Origin of the sequence: Actinomadura citrea (assembly GCF_013409045.1) — a bacterium.
Lineage (GTDB): Bacteria > Actinomycetota > Actinomycetes > Streptosporangiales > Streptosporangiaceae > Spirillospora > Spirillospora citrea.
On sequence record NZ_JACCBT010000001.1, the window covers coordinates 2,418,012 to 2,436,438 of the forward strand.

At 73.1% G+C, this 18,427-nt stretch carries 13 protein-coding genes; 10 read left to right on the forward strand and 3 right to left on the reverse strand.

Annotated elements, in window-relative coordinates; genetic code table 11:
- The first annotated feature begins 107 nt into the window (after nucleotides 1-107).
- Nucleotides 108-1,283: a cysteine desulfurase family protein gene (locus tag BJ999_RS11365; RefSeq protein WP_179838474.1), complete on the forward strand. Its 1,176-nt coding sequence runs from the start codon at nucleotides 108-110 to the stop codon at nucleotides 1,281-1,283.
- 33 nt (nucleotides 1,284-1,316) lie between these two features.
- Complete coding sequence (locus BJ999_RS11370) at nucleotides 1,317-2,150, forward strand: DUF1206 domain-containing protein (protein ID WP_229809841.1); 834 nt, start codon at nucleotides 1,317-1,319, stop codon at nucleotides 2,148-2,150.
- Between the two features lie 36 nt (nucleotides 2,151-2,186).
- On the opposite strand, the gene BJ999_RS11375 is transcribed toward BJ999_RS11370, so the two are convergent.
- Nucleotides 2,187-3,272: a DUF695 domain-containing protein gene (locus tag BJ999_RS11375; protein WP_179833269.1), complete on the reverse strand. Its 1,086-nt coding sequence runs from the start codon at nucleotides 3,270-3,272 to the stop codon at nucleotides 2,187-2,189.
- A 67-nt stretch (nucleotides 3,273-3,339) separates the two neighbouring features.
- Here BJ999_RS11375 and mnmA point away from each other — a divergent pair, with 67 nt between their 5' ends.
- The 4 genes from mnmA (at nucleotide 3,340) to BJ999_RS11395 (ending at nucleotide 10,073) form a co-directional block, all read left to right on the forward strand.
- A complete protein-coding gene (mnmA, locus tag BJ999_RS11380) occupies nucleotides 3,340-4,416 on the forward strand; it encodes a tRNA 2-thiouridine(34) synthase MnmA (protein WP_179833270.1) in 1,077 nt (358 codons plus the stop codon).
- 62 nt (nucleotides 4,417-4,478) lie between these two features.
- Nucleotides 4,479-5,480 carry a methionine synthase gene (locus BJ999_RS11385; RefSeq protein WP_179833271.1) on the forward strand — a complete coding sequence of 334 codons (1,002 nt, stop codon included), beginning with the start codon at nucleotides 4,479-4,481 and terminating at the stop codon, nucleotides 5,478-5,480.
- Between the two features lie 51 nt (nucleotides 5,481-5,531).
- The gene (gene ligA, locus BJ999_RS11390; RefSeq protein ID WP_179833272.1) at nucleotides 5,532-7,700 is read left to right on the forward strand and encodes an NAD-dependent DNA ligase LigA; all 2,169 of its coding nucleotides are present in this window, start codon (nucleotides 5,532-5,534) and stop codon (nucleotides 7,698-7,700) included.
- Between the two features lie 258 nt (nucleotides 7,701-7,958).
- Complete coding sequence (locus BJ999_RS11395) at nucleotides 7,959-10,073, forward strand: putative bifunctional diguanylate cyclase/phosphodiesterase (protein ID WP_179833273.1); 2,115 nt, start codon at nucleotides 7,959-7,961, stop codon at nucleotides 10,071-10,073.
- A gap of 168 nt (nucleotides 10,074-10,241) precedes the next feature.
- Here the strand turns inward: BJ999_RS11395 and BJ999_RS11400 are convergent, their stop codons facing one another.
- Nucleotides 10,242-10,490 (reverse strand): DUF6458 family protein, encoded by a 249-nt coding sequence (locus BJ999_RS11400; protein WP_179833274.1) that lies wholly within the window; start codon nucleotides 10,488-10,490, stop codon nucleotides 10,242-10,244.
- A 178-nt stretch (nucleotides 10,491-10,668) separates the two neighbouring features.
- Here BJ999_RS11400 and gatC point away from each other — a divergent pair, with 178 nt between their 5' ends.
- The 3 genes from gatC to gatB are packed head-to-tail and all read left to right on the forward strand — an operon-like array spanning nucleotide 10,669 to nucleotide 13,970.
- Complete coding sequence (gatC, locus tag BJ999_RS11405) at nucleotides 10,669-10,968, forward strand: Asp-tRNA(Asn)/Glu-tRNA(Gln) amidotransferase subunit GatC (protein ID WP_179833275.1); 300 nt, start codon at nucleotides 10,669-10,671, stop codon at nucleotides 10,966-10,968.
- 3 nt (nucleotides 10,969-10,971) lie between these two features.
- Nucleotides 10,972-12,471 carry an Asp-tRNA(Asn)/Glu-tRNA(Gln) amidotransferase subunit GatA gene (gene gatA / locus BJ999_RS11410; protein WP_179833276.1) on the forward strand — a complete coding sequence of 500 codons (1,500 nt, stop codon included), beginning with the start codon at nucleotides 10,972-10,974 and terminating at the stop codon, nucleotides 12,469-12,471.
- A 14-nt stretch (nucleotides 12,472-12,485) separates the two neighbouring features.
- Nucleotides 12,486-13,970 (forward strand): Asp-tRNA(Asn)/Glu-tRNA(Gln) amidotransferase subunit GatB, encoded by a 1,485-nt coding sequence (gatB, locus tag BJ999_RS11415; RefSeq protein WP_179838476.1) that lies wholly within the window; start codon nucleotides 12,486-12,488, stop codon nucleotides 13,968-13,970.
- A 104-nt stretch (nucleotides 13,971-14,074) separates the two neighbouring features.
- Here the strand turns inward: gatB and BJ999_RS11420 are convergent, their stop codons facing one another.
- Nucleotides 14,075-15,181 (reverse strand): PQQ-dependent sugar dehydrogenase, encoded by a 1,107-nt coding sequence (locus tag BJ999_RS11420; protein WP_179833277.1) that lies wholly within the window; start codon nucleotides 15,179-15,181, stop codon nucleotides 14,075-14,077.
- 403 nt (nucleotides 15,182-15,584) lie between these two features.
- On the opposite strand from BJ999_RS11420, the gene BJ999_RS11425 reads away from it, so the two are divergent.
- Nucleotides 15,585-18,413: a putative bifunctional diguanylate cyclase/phosphodiesterase gene (locus BJ999_RS11425; RefSeq protein WP_179833278.1), complete on the forward strand. Its 2,829-nt coding sequence runs from the start codon at nucleotides 15,585-15,587 to the stop codon at nucleotides 18,411-18,413.
- The last annotated feature ends 14 nt before the right edge of the window (nucleotides 18,414-18,427 follow it).

Below are 18,427 nucleotides of genomic sequence, written 5' to 3' on the forward strand. Positions count from 1 at the left end.
CAACCGCGGGCCGCCGCCCTCTATTCCGCCCTGTCACCAGGCTGGTTCCGGCCGCCCCCCGGGCCCGGGAAGGGAACAGGGCGGGCGCGGATACTGTTGTCCGCGTGGTGAACTACCTCGACCATGCGGCGACCACCCCGATGCTGCCCGAGGCCATCGAGGCGATGACGGCGGAGCTGCGCGAACTCGGCAACCCCTCCTCGCTGCACGCGGCGGGCCGGCGCGCCCGGCGGGTCGTGGAGGAGTCCCGCGAGCTCATCGCCGAGGCGTTCGGCGCCCGCCCGAGCGAGGTCGTGTTCACCTCCGGCGGCACCGAGGCCGACAACCTCGCGGTCAAGGGGATCTACTGGGCGCGCCGCTCCGCCGACCCGTCCCGCACCCGCGTGCTCGTCGGCGCCGTCGAGCATCACGCCGTCCTGGACGCGGTCCAGTGGCTCGCCGACCACGAGGGCGCCCGGGTCGACGTCGTCCCGGTGGACGGGCTCGGCCGCGTCACCCCCGAGGCGCTGCGCGAACTGCTCGGCTCCGGTGACGACGTGGCGCTCGCCACCGTGATGTGGGCCAACAACGAGGTCGGCACCGTCCAGCCCGTCGCCGAGCTGGCCGCCGCCGCCGGCGAGCGCGGCGTCCCTCTGCACACCGACGCCGTCCAGGCCGCGGGCCAGCTGCCCGTCGGGTTCGCGGCGAGCGGTGCGCAGGCCCTCACCATCACCGGCCACAAGCTCGGCGGCCCGATCGGCGTCGGCGCCCTGCTGCTGGCCAAGCCGAAGCCGCCGGTGTTCCTCGACCCGGTGCCCCTGCTGCACGGCGGCGGCCAGGAGCGCGACGTCCGGTCCGGGACCCTCGACGCCCCCGCCATCGCGGGGTTCGCCGCCGCCGTCCAGGCCGCGGTCGGCCGCCGCGGGGCCGAGGCGGCCCGCCTCGCCGGGCTGCGCGACGAGCTGATCGCCGCCGTGCGGGGCGCCGTCCCCGAGGCGGTGCTGAACGGCGATCCCGACGACCGCCTTCCCGGCAACGCGCACTTCTCCTTCCCCGGCTGCGAGGGCGACGCCCTGCTCATGCTGCTGGACGCGCGCGGCATCGCCTGCTCCACCGGCTCGGCGTGCTCGGCGGGCGTCTCCCAGCCCAGCCACGTCCTGGTCGCCATGGACGCCGGCGCCGAGCGCGCCCGCGGCTCGCTCCGCTTCTCCCTCGGCCACACCAGCACCGAGGCCGACGTGAAGGCCCTCGCCGACGCCATCGGCCCGGTCGTCGAGCGCGCCCGCCGCGCGGGTCTCAGCTGACGCTGGTTTGACCGTTCCTTGAACGGGGACAGCGTGGCCGTGACGACGGACGTGAGCGACGGGCTCAAGCAGGCGGCGGGACACCCCTGGTTCCACCACATGTCCCGGGTGGGGCTGGTCGCGCGCGGCCTGCTCTACCTCCTCATCGGCTGGCTGGCCCTCCAGGTCGCCTTCGGCGGCGGCGGGAAGGAGGCCGATCGCACGGGCGCGCTGGAGACCATCGCCGACAAACCGGGCGGCCTCCTCCTGATCGTGCTGATGGCGGTCGGTTTCGCCGCGCTCGTCCTCTGGCAGGTCGCGGAGGCCCTGCTCGGCCGTCCCGTACCGGACGGCGACAAGGCGACCAAGCGCCTCGGGTCGGCCGGACGCGCCGTCATCTACGTGGTCGCGTTCGTCGGGACCCTGGCCTTCCTGTTCGGCCACCACGGGTCGTCGAGCGACAAGCAGTCCAAGACCTACACCGCGCGGCTCATGGACGCGCCCGGCGGCCGCTGGCTCGTCCTGGCGGTCGCGGTGGGCTTCGTCGTCGTGGGCACGGTCATGGTCGTGAACGCCTTCCGGCACAAGTTCATGAAGGAACTGAAGAGCTGGGAGATGGGCGCCACCGCCCGCCGCGTCGTCAAGCCCCTCGCGATGGTCGGCAACACCGCCCGCGGCCTCGTCGTCGCCGCAGTCGGCGCCTTCCTCGCCTACGCGGCCATCAGTTTCCAGCCCGACAAGGCCCAGGGCCTGGACGGCACCCTCCGGGAGTTCACCGACACCCCCGCCGGCCCCTGGGGCCTGGTCGCCGTCGCCCTGGGCGTCATCACCTTCGGCCTGTACAACTTCTGCGAAGCCCGCTACCGCAAGGTAGACGCAAGCAACTAGCCCTCGGGCGGGGCCCCAGGGGGCGCCCCCTGGAAGTCACGGCTGGTAGGGGGACAGGGCCTTCCAGCCGGGGTCGTTGGTGGAGGCCACCTTCGCCTTGCCCTCCGGCCAGGCGGCGGCCAGTTGGTCGAGTTCGGAGATGACGCCGGAGTCCGGGTCGGCGTACAGGTGGAAGACGCGCAGGCCGTCGCCGGTCTCGCGGACGGCGAGGACGGCGCGGTCGCCGAGCTTGGCGAGCTTCTTCTCGAACGCGCGCAGCGCGCCCGACGACGGCTCGACGGGGAGCCGGTCGGGGTTGCTGTTGGCGTACGGGACGGTGATCGCCACGTGCAGGTCGCAGAGCGGGTAGTCCTGCCGGTGCAGCGGGAACCGGGCGCCGAGGCGGGCGGGGTGGCCGCGGGGGGTGCGGCCCTCGCCGGTCAGCCAGGCGGGCTCGGCGAACGGCTCGGAGATCTGCTCCACGACCGCGGACAGCATGGACGGCGGCAGCGAGTCGATCGGCGCCTCGGTCGCGATCGTGACCTCGCCGACCCAGCGGGCCACGTCGTCCTCGCCGAGCGCCCAGTGCAGGACGTTCAGCGCGACCTGGAGCTGCTGCTCCTCGGAGACGAACAGGAAGTCGGGGTGGTAGGCGGTGATGTGCACGCGGGCGCGGTCGGCGTCGGCGCGCATGCCGAGCCGGACGTACTCCAGGTCGAACTCGTGGTCGCCGAGGATGAGGTCCTGGCCGAGCATCTCCGGGTCGGCCTGGCGGGACGGGTGGAAGCTCCAGCCGCCCGCCGCGGAGCCGGCCGGGGCGGAGCGGGCCCAGCGCTCGGTCAGGCCGCGCAGCTCGGGCTCGCCGCCGCCGGTGACGGTCAGCGAGGGGTTCCGGTCGTCGGCGCCGCCGATCTCCCACTGCAGCCCGGGATGGATCTTGTGGACGCGGCGGGACAGCTCCTCCATCGTCTCGGCGGACAGGCCCTCGCCGGGCACGGCCGGATCGGACTCCTCGGACTGATCCGGCCCGGCGGCCAGCGAGGCCTCGATCGTGGGGCGGGCCTGCGCCCACCACTCCCAGAACTCGCTGATGGCGGGCGGTGCGGCGGCGGACGCCTCGCGCGGACGGCGGAAGATTCCCATAGCGGCCCCAATCGTACGCGGAAATGGAGTCGGGGGACCGGGCCACGCCGCGTACGCTCGAAGGACTATGCCTCTCCGTGTACTCGCCGCCATGTCGGGCGGCGTCGACTCCGCCGTGGCCGCCGCCCGTGCCGCCGATGCCGGGCACGATGTGACCGGCGTCCACATGGCCCTGTCCAGCAACCCCCAGTCGTACCGGACGGGGGCGCGAGGCTGCTGCACCCTGGAGGACTCCCGGGACGCCCGCCGCGCCGCCGACGTGATCGGGATCCCGTTCTACGTGTGGGACCTCGCCGAGCGCTTCCACAGGGACGTGGTGGAGGACTTCGTCAGCGAGTACGCGGCGGGCCGCACCCCGAACCCGTGCCTGCGCTGCAACGAGAAGATCAAGTTCGCGGCGCTGCTGGACCGCGCGATGGCCCTCGGGTTCGACGCCGTCTGCACCGGCCACTACGCGCGGCTGGACGGCGGCGTCCTGCGCCGCGGCGTCGACGCGGGCAAGGACCAGTCGTACGTGCTGGCCGTCTGCACGCCCGAGCAGCTCGCGCACGCCCTGTTCCCGCTCGGCGACACCTCCAAGGCCGACATCCGGCTGGAGGCGGAGCGGCGCGGGCTCCAGGTGGCCGACAAGCCCGACAGCCACGACATCTGCTTCATCGCCGACGGCGACACGCGCGGCTTCCTGGCCGAGCGGCTGGGGGCGGCGCCCGGCCCGATCGTCGACGCCGACGGCAACGAGGTCGGCGAGCACGACGGCGCCTACGCCTACACGATCGGGCAGCGCAAGGGCCTGCGGATCGGCACCCCGGCGCCGGACGGGCGGCCCCGCTACGTCCTGGACATCTCGCCGGTCACGAACACCGTGACGGTGGGCCCGCGCGAGTCGCTGGACGTCCACCAGATCACCGGCGAGCGCCCGGTGTGGCTGAGCGAGGCCCCCGAGGGTCCGTTCGACTGCCGGGTCCAGCTTCGCGCGCACGGCGAGGTCTACGCCTGCACGGCCGAGCAGGCCGGGGACGAGCTGCGCATCCGCCTGGCCACTCCCGCGCGCGGCGTGGCGACCGGCCAGGCCGCCGTCCTCTACGACGGCGACCGCGTCCTCGCCTCGGCCACGATCGCGGAGGCCGCACGCGTTCCCGCCTGAACCTCGACCGGGCCGCCGCGCTGCCGTGATCGCCGCGCCGCGGCGCCGATAGGCTTTCCAGGGTGACGAGCTTTCCGTGGCAGACCGGGACGGCGACCGGCGTCGGGTCCTATCCGGGAGAGGACCCCGCCGAGGCGCTGCGGGTCGTCCTCGGCGAGTTGCCCGAGCTGCCGCACCTGCCCGAGCTGCCCGCGCGCGGCCCGGGCGCCGACCTGGCGGGACGGACCGCCGGGCTGCTGGTCGAGATGCCCGTGCACCTGGAGCCGTCCGGGTGGCGGTTCTCCGACCGCCCCGGACGCGACACGCAGCGCTCCCGCGACCATCTCGCCCGCGACCTGGACGTCCTGGAGGAGGTCGCGGGCGGCCACGACGGCCCGTTCAAGATCCAGGTGTGCGGGCCGTGGACGCTGGCCGCCTCGATCGAGCTGCGGCACGGCGACCGGGCGCTGAGGGACCCCGGCGCCGTCCGGGACCTGGTCGCCTCGCTGGCCGAGGGCGTCGCGGGGCACGTGGCCGACGTCCGGCGGCGGCTCCCGGCGGCTCAGATCGTCCTCCAGCTGGACGAGCCCGGCCTGCCCGCCGCGCTCGCCGGGACGGTCCCGACCGCCAGCGGGTTCTCGCGGCTGCGGGCGATCGAGGAGCCGGTCGCCGAGGAGGCGCTGCGCACGGTGATCGACGCGGCGGACGCGTTCCCCGTCGTGCACTGCTGCGCCCGGAACGTCCCGTACGGGCTGCTGCGCGGAGCCGGGGCGAAGGCGCTTTCGGTCGACCTGCGGCTGCTCCCGAAGCGCGACGACGACGTCGTGGGGGAGGCGATCGACGCGGGGATCGGCCTGTTCCTCGGCGCGGTGCCCGCGACCGACGCCGCACTGCCGTCCCTCCAGGAGACCGCCGAGCCGGTGCGGGAGCTGTGGCGCCGCTTCGGGTTCCCGGCGCAGCGGCTGGCGGAGCAAGTCGTGATCACCCCGGCGTGCGGGATGGCGGGCGCGTCGCCGCGGTACGTCCGGGCGGCCCTCGGACGCTGCCGGGACACGGCCCGGATGCTCTACGAAGCGGCTCTCTAGAAGGGCGCGCCGAGGGCTCATATTGTCGGTCCCGTTGGCGAGAATAGGGGCATGACCATGAGCGACGGCGTTCCGGCCGAGGCGCGGCAGCGCCACAAGGAGCTGAGCGAGCGGCTCGACGAGGCCAACTACCGGTACTACGTCCTCGACCAGCCGACGCTCTCCGACGCCGAGTACGACCGGATGATGCGCGACATCCACGCGCTGGAGGAGCGGCATCCGGAGCTGGTCACGCCCGACTCGCCGACGCAGCGGGTCGGCGCGCCCATCGTCACCGACTTCGCGACCGTCCGGCACCTTGAGCGGATGCAGAGCCTGGACAACGCGATGAGCGCCGACGAGCTGCTCGCCTGGGACGAGCGGGTCGTCAAGGAGGTCGGCGAGGTCGCCGGCTACCTGTGCGAACTGAAGATCGACGGCCTGGCGATCGCGCTGACCTACGAGAACGGGCGGCTCACGCGCGGGGTCACCCGCGGCGACGGCCGCACCGGCGAGGACGTCACCAACAACGTGCGCACCATCGCCGACATCCCGAGCCGGCTGGCCGGCGACGGCTGGCCCGACGTGCTGGAGGTCCGCGGCGAGGTCTTCCTGCCGGTCGAGGGGTTCGAGCAGGTCAACGCGGTCCAGATCGAGGCGGGCAAGGAGCCCTTCGCCAACCCCCGCAACGCGGCGGCGGGCTCGCTGCGGCAGAAGGACCCGCGCGTCACCGCGCACCGGCCGCTCGGCATGCTCGTGCACGGGTTCGGCGCGTGGCGGGGCGGAAAGCAGCCCGACAGCCAGTCCGGCGCGTACGAACTGATGCGCGGCTGGGGGCTGCCGGTCAGCGACCGCTACAAGGTCGTCGGCGGGCTCGCCGCCGTGCGCGAGTACATCGAGGAGTACGGCGAGGACCGGCACGGCACCGCCTACGAGATCGACGGGGTCGTCGTCAAGGTCGACCAGTTCGCGCTGCAGCGGCGGCTCGGGTCCACGAGCCGGGCACCGCGCTGGGCGATCGCGTGGAAGTACCCGCCGGAGGAGGTCAACACCAAGCTCCTCGACATCAAGGTCGGAGTGGGACGGACCGGGCGCGTCACCCCCTACGGGGTGATGGAGCCGATCAAGGTCGCCGGGTCCACGGTCGAGCGGGCGACGCTGCACAACGCGAGCGAGGTCAGGCGCAAGGGCGTGCTGATCGGCGACACGGTCGTCCTGCGCAAGGCGGGCGACGTCATCCCCGAGATCGTCGCGCCGGTGACGGGGCTGCGCGACGGGTCCGAGCGCGAGTTCGTCATGCCCGGCACCTGCCCCGAGTGCGGGACCGAGCTGGCGTACGAGAAGGAGGGCGACGTCGACATCCGCTGCCCGAACGCCGAGAGCTGCCCCGGCCAGCTGCGCGAGCGGCTGTTCTACCTGGCGAGCCGCAAGGTGCTCGACATCGAGGCGCTCGGGTACGTCGCGGCGACCGCGCTCACCCAGCCGCTGGAGCCGAGCGACCCGCCGGTCAAGAACGAGGGCGACCTGTTCCACATCACCGTCGACCAGCTGCTCCCGATCAGGAGCCTCGTCCTCGACCAGCGGACCGGCACGACCAAGACCGACCCGAAGACCGGCGAGCCGAAGGTCGTGTCGTTCTTCGCCAACAAGGAGGGCGAGCCGAAGAAGACGGTCGAGATCCTCTTCGAGGAGCTGGAGAAGGCCAAGCGGCAGCCCCTGTGGCGGGTGCTGGTGGCGCTGTCGATCCGGCACGTGGGGCCGTCCGCCGCCCAGGACCTCGCGCGCGAGATGCGCTCGCTGGACGCGATCGCCGAGGCGACGGAGGAGGAGCTCGCCGCGGTCGACGGCGTCGGGCCCACCATCGCAGCGTCGATCAAGAAGTGGTTCGAGGAGCCCTGGCACCGCGAGATCGTCGACAAGTGGCGGGCCGCAGGGGTCCGGATGGAGGACGAGGGCGCCGCGGGCCCGCGCCCGCTGGAGGGCGTCACCGTCGTGATCACCGGATCGCTGGAGGGGTTCAGCCGCGACTCGGCGACCGAGGCGGTGCAGCGGCTCGGCGGGAAGGTGTCCGGCTCGGTGTCGAAGAAGACGGGCTTCGTGGTCGTCGGCGACAGTCCAGGGTCGAAATACGACAAGGCGGTCAAGTTGGGCGTGCCGGTCCTGGCCGAGGACGGGTTCCGGGTCCTGCTCTCCGATGGGCCAGATGCGGCCAAAAACGTAACTATGCGCGCCGACGCCTAACACGGTGTGGTTGCAGGGGTTTCGACCAGGGTTGCGTTACTCAGGGGTACACTTCCACTACCCACCGACGAGGGACGGGCGTGGAAAGGAAATAACGGAACGTACGCAACCGGTTTCGCGAAGTTGAGCAAAGGCCGTACTCTCCCTCACATCACGACCCACACCTGAAATCTCCGGACGTAACACCCGGGGGGCGTCCCCCGAGGTCGGGGACGCCCGGTGCCGGGGGCCGGCCCCCCGAAGCCCCCCGAGGATGTGATGAAGGACCCGAACAACACGCGGAACACGGCGCCACGCCGTGGCTCCCCGTTGTGGATCTACTTCGTCGTCGTCATCCTGCTCGGCGTCGCCGCCGGAGTCGCCGCGTTCTCCGGGCTGACCCGCGCCGACCTCGACGCCCTCGCCGGGACCCCCGTGTTCTGGATCCTCGGCTGCTTCATCATCTTCGGCGAGCTGCGGCCGATCATCACGCCCGGCAGCACCGAGAACAACGGCGCCACCACCTCGACGACGTTCTCGTTCGCCGCGCTGCTGTACGCGGGGCTGCCCATCGCGGCCGCCCTCCAGGCCGTCGCCGTGATCACCTGCGGGATCTTCCGCGCCCGCTCCCCGCACCGCATCGCCTTCAACGTCGCCCAGTACACGCTCAGCCTGGCCGCCGCCCAGCTCGTCCTCGCGCTCTCCGGCGACCTCGCGACCCCCTCGCAGCTGTGGGTGCCGCACGGCTCCGACCTGCCCGCGATCGCGCTCGCCGGCACCGTCTACTTCGTCTGCAACGACACCCTCGTCGGCGCCGCCGTCGCGCTGCACGCCCGCGTGTCGCTCGTGAAGTCGCTCCGCTGGGACCTCGCCTACCAGGTCCTCGTGCACCTGGCGCTGCTCGGTCTCGCCCCGCTGATGGTGATCGCGATGGACCGGTCCGCCGTCTTCGTGCCACTGATCGTCCTGCCGTTCATCGCCGTCTACCTCAACGCCTCCGTCTCGGTCCGGCGCGAGCACCAGGCGCTGCACGACGGACTGACCGGCCTGCCCAACCGCAAGCTGCTGATCGTCCGCACCGAGGAGGCCCTCGCCGAGGCGCGCGGCGCGGACCGGCGCCTCCCGCGCGCCGCCGGCCTCGGAGCCCGGCGGCGCAAGGCGGCCGACCCGCCGGACCACCGCGCCGGCCTGTTCCTGCTCGACCTCGACCGGTTCAAGGAGGTCAACGACACCCTCGGGCACCCCACCGGCGACCGGCTGCTGCAGCTCGTCGCGCACCGGCTCACCCACAGCGTCCGCCCCGGCGACCTCGTCGCGCGGCTCGGCGGAGACGAGTTCGCGGTGCTGCTGCCCACCGTGCGGGACGAGGCCGCCGCCCGCGAGGTCGCCGCCCGGCTGCGCGCCGCGCTCTCCGAACCGGTCCGGCTGGACGGCATGTCGTTCGACCTGGAGGCCAGCGTCGGCATCGCGCTGTTCCCCGACCACGCGCCCGACTTCGAGCTGCTGCTGCAACGCGCCGACGTCGCCATGTACAACGCCAAGGAGGCCCGGACCGGCGTCGAGACGTACTCGCCCGGCAAGGACCGCAACTCCCCGGCCCGGCTCAGCATGCTCGGCGACCTGCGCCGCGCCCTCGACCGCTCCGAGCTGGAGCTGTTCTACCAGCCGAAGATCGCGCTGCGGGACGGCCACCTCGTCGGCATGGAGGCCCTGCTGCGCTGGCGCCACCCCGACAAGGGCCTCCTGGAACCCGAGGCGTTCCTGTCGGTGGCCGAGCAGACCTACCTGATGCGCTCGATCACCCACTACGTGGTGCAGGCCGCGCTCGCCCAGACCGCCGCGTGGTGGCGGGCGGACATGCCCGTCCAGGTCGCGGTGAACGCCTCGGGACGCGACCTGCTCGACACCGGCCTCACCGAGGTCATCGAGGAGGGCCTGCTCGCCCGCGGCCTGCCCGCCGCCGCGCTCCAGTTGGAGATCACCGAGCGCATCCTGATGAACGAGCCCGCCTACGCCTCCGACACGGTGAGCGCCCTCGCCGAGCTCGGCATCCCGCTCAGCCTGGACGACTTCGGCACCGGCTACTCCTCCCTCGTCCGGCTCAAGCGCCTGCCCGTCGAGGAGATCAAGATCGACTCCTCGTTCGTGCAGCGCCTGGCCGACTCGCCCGACGACGCCGTCATCGTCCGCTCGATCGTCGACCTCGTCCGCACCCTCGGCCTGCGTTCGGTCGCCGAGGGCGTCGAGGACCCCGAGACCGCCGAGAGGCTCCGCGAGATGGGCTGCGACGCCGCGCAGGGCTGGCACTTCTGCCGCCCCATGGACGCCGCGGCGGCCACAGAATGGCTGTACTCCTTCGCCGTCCCCTCGGTCAAGGCCCCCGGAGGCGCCTGACCCCGCCCGACCCGCTGCCGTCGCCCTCCACCAGGTCCTGTTCGCGCGGCTGGAGGTGTCGTCCTCTGCCGGAGCTTCGCCACACGCCCGGCAGGGCGCCGCCTGGGGAAGGCGGCGCCCTGTCCGCTGACGGGCGTGCTGCGTGCGGCGGTACCCGCGGTGCCGGGGTCAGTAGCGGCGCCGGGCCTCGTAGTCGTCCGGGTAGTACTCCTCGCGCACCGCCGCCGGCGGGGGCCGGCGATCGACGGCGCGGCGGGCGGACATGATCCGCACGATGCCGACGACCAGGCCGATCACGCCGCCGATCATCAGGATGACGCCGACCAGCCGGATGTCGATCCCGCTGATGTCGTAGTTCACTGCGTATGCCAGGATCGCGCCGATAATGATCAGGGCGATGCTGCCGCCGATGGTCACGGCGGTCTCCTCTCGCTCGTCCCGGGGGTGGACGCAAGAAGCGTTCCCTCCGTGCGGGGATGAAACGGGCGATCCCGGCGACCTGCCGCGGGCGCGCCCGCGTAAACGGGTCGGGATGCGGGGGTGCGGGCCCATAGGATGGCCGTGAACCCACTTCATCGCACGAACGGTTTCTCGAATGTCCGCCATCACCCGTGACGAGGTGTCGCACCTCGCCCGGCTGTCCCGGCTGGCGCTCGGCGACGATGAGCTCGACCATCTCGCCGCCCAGCTCGACCAGATCATCTCCGCGGTCGCGCGGGTGCAGGAGGTCGCGGCGGAGGACATCCCGCCCACCTCCCACGCGCTGCCGCTGACCAACGTCTACCGGACGGACGAGGTGCGACAGTGCCTCCGGCCCGAGCAGGCCCTCGCCGGCGCCCCGGCCGCCGAGGGGCAGCGCTTCCGCGTGCCGCGGATCCTCGATGAGGAGGCCTAACCGGTGAGTGAGCTGGTGAGGAAGAGTGCGGCGGAGCTCGGGAAGCTGATCGCCGCCGGTGAGGCGTCGGCCGTCGAGGTGGCCGAGGCGCACCTGGACCGCATCGCGGCGGTGGACGGCAGCGTCAACGCGTTCCTGCACGTCGACCGCGAGACGACGCTGGCGCAGGCCCGCGGGGTGGACGAGCGGCGCGCGGCGGGGGAGGAGCTCGGCCCGCTGGCCGGCGTCCCCATCGCGCACAAGGACGTGTTCACCACCGTGGACATGCCCACCACCGCCGGATCCAAGATCCTTGAGGGCTGGCGGCCGCCGTACGACGCGACCGTGACGGCGCGGCTGCGGCAGGCCGGGCTGGTGATCCTCGGCAAGACGAACATGGACGAGTTCGCGATGGGCTCGTCCACGGAGAACAGCGCCTACCTCACCTCCCGCAACCCGTGGGACCTGGAGCGGGTCCCGGGCGGGTCGTCCGGCGGGTCGTCGGCGGCGGTCGCCGCGTACGAGGCGCCGCTGTCCACCGGCACCGACACCGGCGGCTCCATCCGGCAGCCCGCCTCGGTCACCGGCATCGTCGGCATGAAGCCCACCTACGGCGGCTCGTCCCGCTACGGCGTCATCGCGTTCGCGTCCTCGCTCGACACGCCGGGCCCGTTCGCCCGCAACGTGCTGGACGCGGCGCTGCTGCACGAGGCGTTCAGCGGCCACGACGTGATGGACTCCACCTCGGTGGAGGAGGCCGTCCCGCCGGTCGTGGAGGCCGCGCGCCGCGGCGACGTCAACGGGCTGCGCGTCGGGGTCGTGAAGGAGTTCGCGGGCGACGGCTACCAGGCGGGCGTCTCCGCGCGCTTCAACGAGGCGGTCGAGCTGCTGGAGTCCCTCGGCGCGAAGGTCGTCGAGGTGTCCTGCCCGCACTTCTCCTACGCGCTGCCCGCCTACTACCTGATCGCGCCGTCGGAGTGCTCGTCCAACCTGGCGCGCTTCGACGCGATGCGGTACGGCCTGCGCGTCGGCGACGACGGCAGCCGCAGCGCCGAGGAGGTCATGGCGCTGACCCGCGCGGAGGGCTTCGGGCCCGAGGTCAAGCGGCGCATCATGCTCGGCACCTACGCGCTGTCGTCGGGCTACTACGACGCCTACTACGGCAAGGCGCAGCAGGTCCGCACGCTGATCAAGCGCGACTTCGAGGCCGCGTTCGAGCAGGTGGACGTGCTGGTCTCGCCGACCACGCCGACCACCGCGTTCCCGATCGGCGAGCGCGCCGACGACCCGATCGCCATGTACCTGGCCGACCTGTGCACGATCCCGGCCAACCTCACCGGCAACGCCGCGATCTCGGTGCCGTGCGGTCTGTCGGACGGCCTGCCCGTCGGCCTGCAGATCATGGCCCCCGTCCTCGGCGACGACCGCGTCTACCGCGTCGGCGCCGCCGTCGAGCGGGCCCTCGAAGACCGCTGGGGCGGCCCGCTGCTGGCCAAGGCCCCGGAACTGGTGGAGGCGAAGTGACCACTCCGGCCCTGATGGACTACGACGAGGCGCTGGCGAAGTTCGAACCGGTGCTCGGCATCGAGACGCACATCGAGCTCGGCACCGCGTCCAAGATGTTCTGCGGGTGCCCGACGGCGTTCGGCGCGGAGCCGAACACGCAGGTGTGCCCGGTGTGCCTGGGTCTGCCGGGATCGCTGCCGGTCACCAACCACGCCGCGATCGAGGGCATCATCAAGATCGGTCTCGCGCTGAACTGCGACATCGTGGAGTGGTGCCGGTTCGCCCGGAAGAACTACTTCTATCCGGACATGCCGAAGAACTACCAGATCTCGCAGTACGACGAGCCGCTCTGCGTGGAGGGCCACCTCGACGTCGAGGTCGAGGGCGAGACGTACCGGATCGGGATCGAGCGCGTCCACATGGAGGAGGACACCGGCAAGTCGCTGCACGTCGGCGGCTCGACGGGGCGCATCCACGGCGCGGAGTACTCCCTCGTCGACTACAACCGGGCGGGCATCCCGCTGGTGGAGATCGTCACCAAGCCGATCCCCGCGACCGGCGACCGGGCGCCGCTGGTGGCGCGGGCGTACGCGACGGAGCTGCGCGAGCTGGTCCGGTCGCTCGGCGTGTCGGACGTGCGCATGGAGCAGGGCTCGATGCGCTGCGACGTGAACGTCTCGCTGATGCCGCGCGGCGCCGAGAAGTGGGGCACGCGGACCGAGACCAAGAACGTCAACTCGCTGCGGTCGGTCGAGCGGTCCGTCCGGTCGGAGATCGAGCGGCAGGCGGGCGTGCTGGACGCCGGCGGCACCATCGTCCAGGAGACCCGGCACTTCCACGAGGACACCGGCCGCACCACGAGCGGGCGCAGCAAGGAGGAGGCGCAGGACTACCGCTACTTCCCCGAGCCCGACCTGGTGCCGATGGCGCCGGCGCGGGAGTGGGTGGAGGAGCTGCGGGCGACCCTGCCGGAGCTTCCGGCCGCGCGCCGCGGGCGCATCCAGCGGGAGTGGAACCTGTCCGACCTGGAGCTGCGGGACGTCGTGAACGCCGGCGCCGTCGACCTCATCGAGGCGACGGTCGCGCAGGGCACCGACGCCGCCGCGGCCCGCAAGTGGTGGATGAACGAGCTGTCGCGGCGCGCCACCGAGCAGGGCGTCGAACTGGCCGACCTGCCGATCACGCCCGAGCAGGTCGCCCGCGTGCAGGCGATGATCAGCGCGGGGGAGCTGAACGACAAGCTGGCCCGCAAGGTGTTCGAGGGCGTCCTCGCGGGCGAGGGCGGCCCGGACGAGGTCGTCGCCGCGCGGGGCCTGAAGGTCGTCAGCGACGAGGGCGAGCTGTCCTCGGTCATCGACCAGGTGATCGCCGGCAACGCGGACGTGGCCGACAAGATCCGCGCCGGTAAGGTCGCGGCGGCCGGCGCCCTCGTCGGCGCCGTGATGAAGGCCACCCGCGGCCAGGCCGACGCCGGCCGCGCCCGCGAACTGATCCTGGAGAAACTCGGCGCCTCCTGACCCTGGCCGGCGCCCGTGCGGTCGCCGGGGCGTCTCAGCTCAGGCGGGACGCCCCGGCGAATGGGCGCCCGGACGGGATCGGGCGTTCCGGCGATGCCGGGCGCTCAGCCGAGGGGGATGTCGAGGATGCGGTCGTCGCCCGGCTTGGGGGCGCCTCGGCCGTCCTGGTTGCTGGTCGTCAGCCACAGTGAGCCGTCCGGTGTGCGGACGACCGCGCGTAGCCGTCCGTAGCGGCCCTGGAGCCGGGCGATGGGGCGTCCCGCCTTGCCGTTGTCGAGCGGGATCCGCCAGAGGCGCTCGCCGCGCAGCGCGGCGGCCCACAGGGAACCGTTCGCGTAGGCGAGGCCGGACGGCGACGCCTGGTCGGTCGTCCAGGTCAGGAGCGGGTCGGTGAACCCCTTGCGGTGGCCGACCCCCTCGACCTCGGGCCAGCCGTAGTTGCGGCCCTTGCCGATCAGGTTGATCTCGTCGAAGTGGTCCTGGCCGAACTCGGTGGCGTACATGCGGCCCGCGCCGTCCCAGGCGAGGCCCTGGACGTTGCGGTGCCCGTACGTCCAGATGCGGGTACCGAACGGGTTGCCGGGCGCGGGCGCGCCCTCGGGCGTGACCCGGAGGATCTTGCCGCCGAGGGAGTCCTTGTCCTGCGCCTTGCCGCCCTCGCCGGTCTCGCCGGTGGTGACGTAAAGCATCTTGTCGGGTCCGAAGGCCAGGCGTCCGCCGTTGTGGACGGCGCCCTTGGGGATGCCGGTGACGATCGGTTCCAGGTCGCCGAGACGGCCGTCATAGGTGGCGCGCACGACACGGTTGTCGGACGCGGCCGTGTAGTAGAGGTAGACGAAATGGTCGGTTCGGTAAGACGGGGAGACCGCGACGCCGAGGAGGCCGCCCTCACCTTGCGCGTCCACGCCGGGCACCGTGCCGGCCGCCGCCTTGCGGCCGGACGGCGTGACGCGCAGGAGCCGGGCGGTGTCCCGTTCGGTGACCAGCGCGTCGCCTCCGGGCAGGAACGCCACGGCCCACGGCACCTCGAGGTCGTCGGTGACGGTGCGGGGCGTGCCCGGCCCGCCGCTCGCCGTCCCGGACGGAGTGCTGGACGCGGGCGGCGGGGTCCGGCCCGCCCCGCCCCCGGACGGCGAGGACGAGCAGGCCGCAAGGAGCGCGGCCGCCGAGACCAGGACGGCCGGGACGAGGATGGTGGTGTGCTGTCGCATGAGCGCCTCCCCCACGTACTACGGATCCCCGGCGCTTACCGTTCCCCGTCACGCAGCGTCATCCCGGCAGGGCGGCGATCCGGTGATGTTCGGCTTTCGGACGTCCCAAACGGATCCGCGACGAGGCCGTTCGTCGCGGGAAGGTCGCTCAGCCTCAATCGCTCCGTGACCTACCGAACGTACAGTGAGCGACACGGTGATCCCGTAGTGCAGCAACGTCGCTGATACCCGGCAGGCGAGGCCGGTGCGCTCGCCACCGGTCCGCGCCGATCCGGCGCGGGCACGATCCGTGACCTTCGGCCCGTTATCCAGGCGGCGGGGGTCGTGGACCCCACTCTCCCCTGGCGCGGCCCTGCCTCCGCCAGGGCCGACCGGCCCATCGGGCAGGAAGGGACATGGCGCGATGAGCGGCGACTACGCCAGGCGGGTACCGCCGCGTGCGCTGCCGGTCGCCCTGGCGGCGATCGTCGGTGTGCTGTACGCCACCGGCTCGCTGCTCGGCTGGGGCGGCCGTGCCTTCATCGCCTGGACCGAGGCCGGCGCCGCGGGCGCCGCCGCGATCTCCCTGCTGCTGTCGTCCCGGCGCCCCGACGGCCCGTCCGCCGAAGCGGCCGGCGCTCCCGGCGGCATCTGGCGCGCGTCCTGGCGGTGGTACGGCATCGCCGCCGCCTCATGGTTCGTCGGCGCGGTCGGCGGCGCGCTGGCCTACGGCTCCGGCCGCAGCGCCCTGTCGCTGTCGATCCCCGACCTGTTCTACCTGGTCGCGCTGGTCGCGCTCGTCATCGGCCTGGTCGCGCCGATCCGGCTGCCCCGCGACGCGGGGACGTGGCTGCGCTACGCCGCCGACACCTACGTCTGCGCCTGCGCGCTGTTCGTCCTCGGCTGGGTGGCCCTGTTCGGGAACCTGTACCACCGGTCGGGGGAGTCGCCGCCGGAGTTCCTGCTGGAACTGCTGTACCCGCTGATCGACATCGTGTTCGTCTGCGGGGCGCTGCCGTTCGTCCTCGGTGCCGCGCGCGGGCACCGCCGCCTCGCCTGGATGGGGTACGGCGCGCTGGCCGCCATAGCGGCGGCCGACATCGTGACCACGTTCGTCCGGCTGGACGGAGGCGGCTCCGCCGAGGACCCCTCCGACATCCTGCGCCTGGCCGGGCTGCTGCTCCTGCTGCTGGTGCCGTGGACGGGCCCGGCCGCCGAGCCGGCGCTGCCCGTCGACGACATCCCCGAGGACGTCGCGGCGCCCGCCGAGGAGTGCGGCCGCATGATCGGCCCCGGCCTCGCGCCCGCCGCGGTGGCCGCCGCGGCCGCGCTGTTCATCGCGGGCCACTCGATCGCCGGCAACGACGGCCTGGAGCCGGCGATCTCGATCGCCGCGGGCTCGGCCGCGCTGGTGCTGATCGCGCGCCTCGCCGCGCTGCTGCGGGAGAACGAGGCGCTGCGCCGGGCCGTGGACACCGGCGAGGAGCACTTCCGGGCCCTGTCGGAGAGCATCAACGACGCGGTGCTCATCTGCGACCTGGACGCCACCGTCCGGCACGCCAGCGCGGGCGCCCTGCGGACCTACCGCTACACCCAGGACGAGCTGCTCGGCCGCCCGCTGAACGAGATCATCCACCCGGAGGACCTGCCGCGCGTCCAGCAGGTGTTCACCGAGTTCCTGGACGAGCCGGCCGGCGACGTCGGCCCGCAGGACGCGCTGCGCGTGTCGTGCCGGCTGCGCGCCGCGGACGGGACGTGGCTGCCGACGGAGTCCACGATCTCCCGGTACAAGGGCTCGGACGGGGCGCCGTCCCGGCTGCTGGTCACCACCCGCGACCTGAGCGAGCAGGCGGCGCTGCAACGGCAGGTCGCCCATCTGACCTTCCACGACGGGCTGACGGGCCTGCCGAACCGCTCCTACTTCGAGGAGCGCACGCGGGAGGTGCTGTCGCGGCAGGCGTCCTGCGGCAAGGCCGCGGTCGTGTTCGTCGATATGGACGGGTTCACCGCCGTGAACGACTCCGACGGGCACGCCGCCGGCGACCAGGTGCTCGCGCAGGCGGCCCGGCGGCTGCGCGCGAACGTCCAGGCCGACGACACGGTGGCGCGGTGGGGCGGCGACGAGTTCGCCGTCCTGGTGCAGATCCCGCCGGACGCCCGTGAGACGCGTGCCACAGTCGAACTGGCCGGTCGGCTCCTTCGCGTGCTTTCGGTCGACCCTTACCAGGTCGGCAACAAGCACATCGTGCTGACGGCGAGTGTCGGCATCGCGTTCGCCGCTGACGCGGAGCAGCCGAACGGCGGCGGATCGGACGCGGGGCGGCGGCTCCGCCGGGGCGCCGCCGAACTGATCCGCAACGGCGACCTCGCGATGGCCCGTGCGAAGGAGCTCGGCGGCGGGCGCGTCGAGGTGTACGCGCCGCACATGCACGCCGACGTCGTCCGGCGGCTGGAGCTCGGCAGCGACCTGCAGGCGGCGCTCGCCGAGGAGCAGTTCTCCGTGGAGTTCCAGCCGGTCGTCGACCTGGCCACGTCCCGGGTGACCGGCGTGGAGGCGCTGCTGCGCTGGCGCCGGGGGAGCGAGGCGGTACCGCCGGAGGAGTTCATCGGCCTGGCCGAGGAGTCCGGCCTGATGATCCCGCTCGGCGACTGGATGCTGCGGGAGGCGTGCCGGGAGGTCGCCCGCTGGCGCGGCGACTCGTGGGACGTGGGCCTGTCGGTGAACTTCACCGCCCGGCAGATCGCCGCGCCCCGGTTCGTGGAGTCGGTCGCGGCGGCGCTGGCGGAGACGGGGCTGCCGCCGCAGGCGCTCACGCTGGAGGTGCGCGAGGAGGTCCTCGTCGAGGACGCCGACCAGAACGTCGAGCGCCTGTCCCAGCTGCGCGACCTCGGCGTCCGCCTCGCGATCGACGACTTCGGCACCGGGTACGCCTCGCTGGCCTACCTCGGGCAGCTCCCGGTCGACATCATCAAGATCGACCCGTCGTTCGTGGCGGGGCTCGGTTCGGACGAGACCCTGACGCTGCTCACCCGGACGATCGTGCAGCTCGGCAGCGACCTCGGTCTGACCGTGGTGGCGGAGGGCATCGAGCGGTCCGAGCAGCTGGAGCTGCTGCGGGAGATGGGGTGCCCGCGCGGCCAGGGCTTCCTCGTGGCGCGGCCGATGGCGGCGCAGCGCGTCGAGTCGCTGGTGCGGACGAACCTCGCCGGCCAGGCCCGTCCGGGCGACGTCCCGCTCCCGCTGCCGGGGTGACCGTGGCGTGCGAC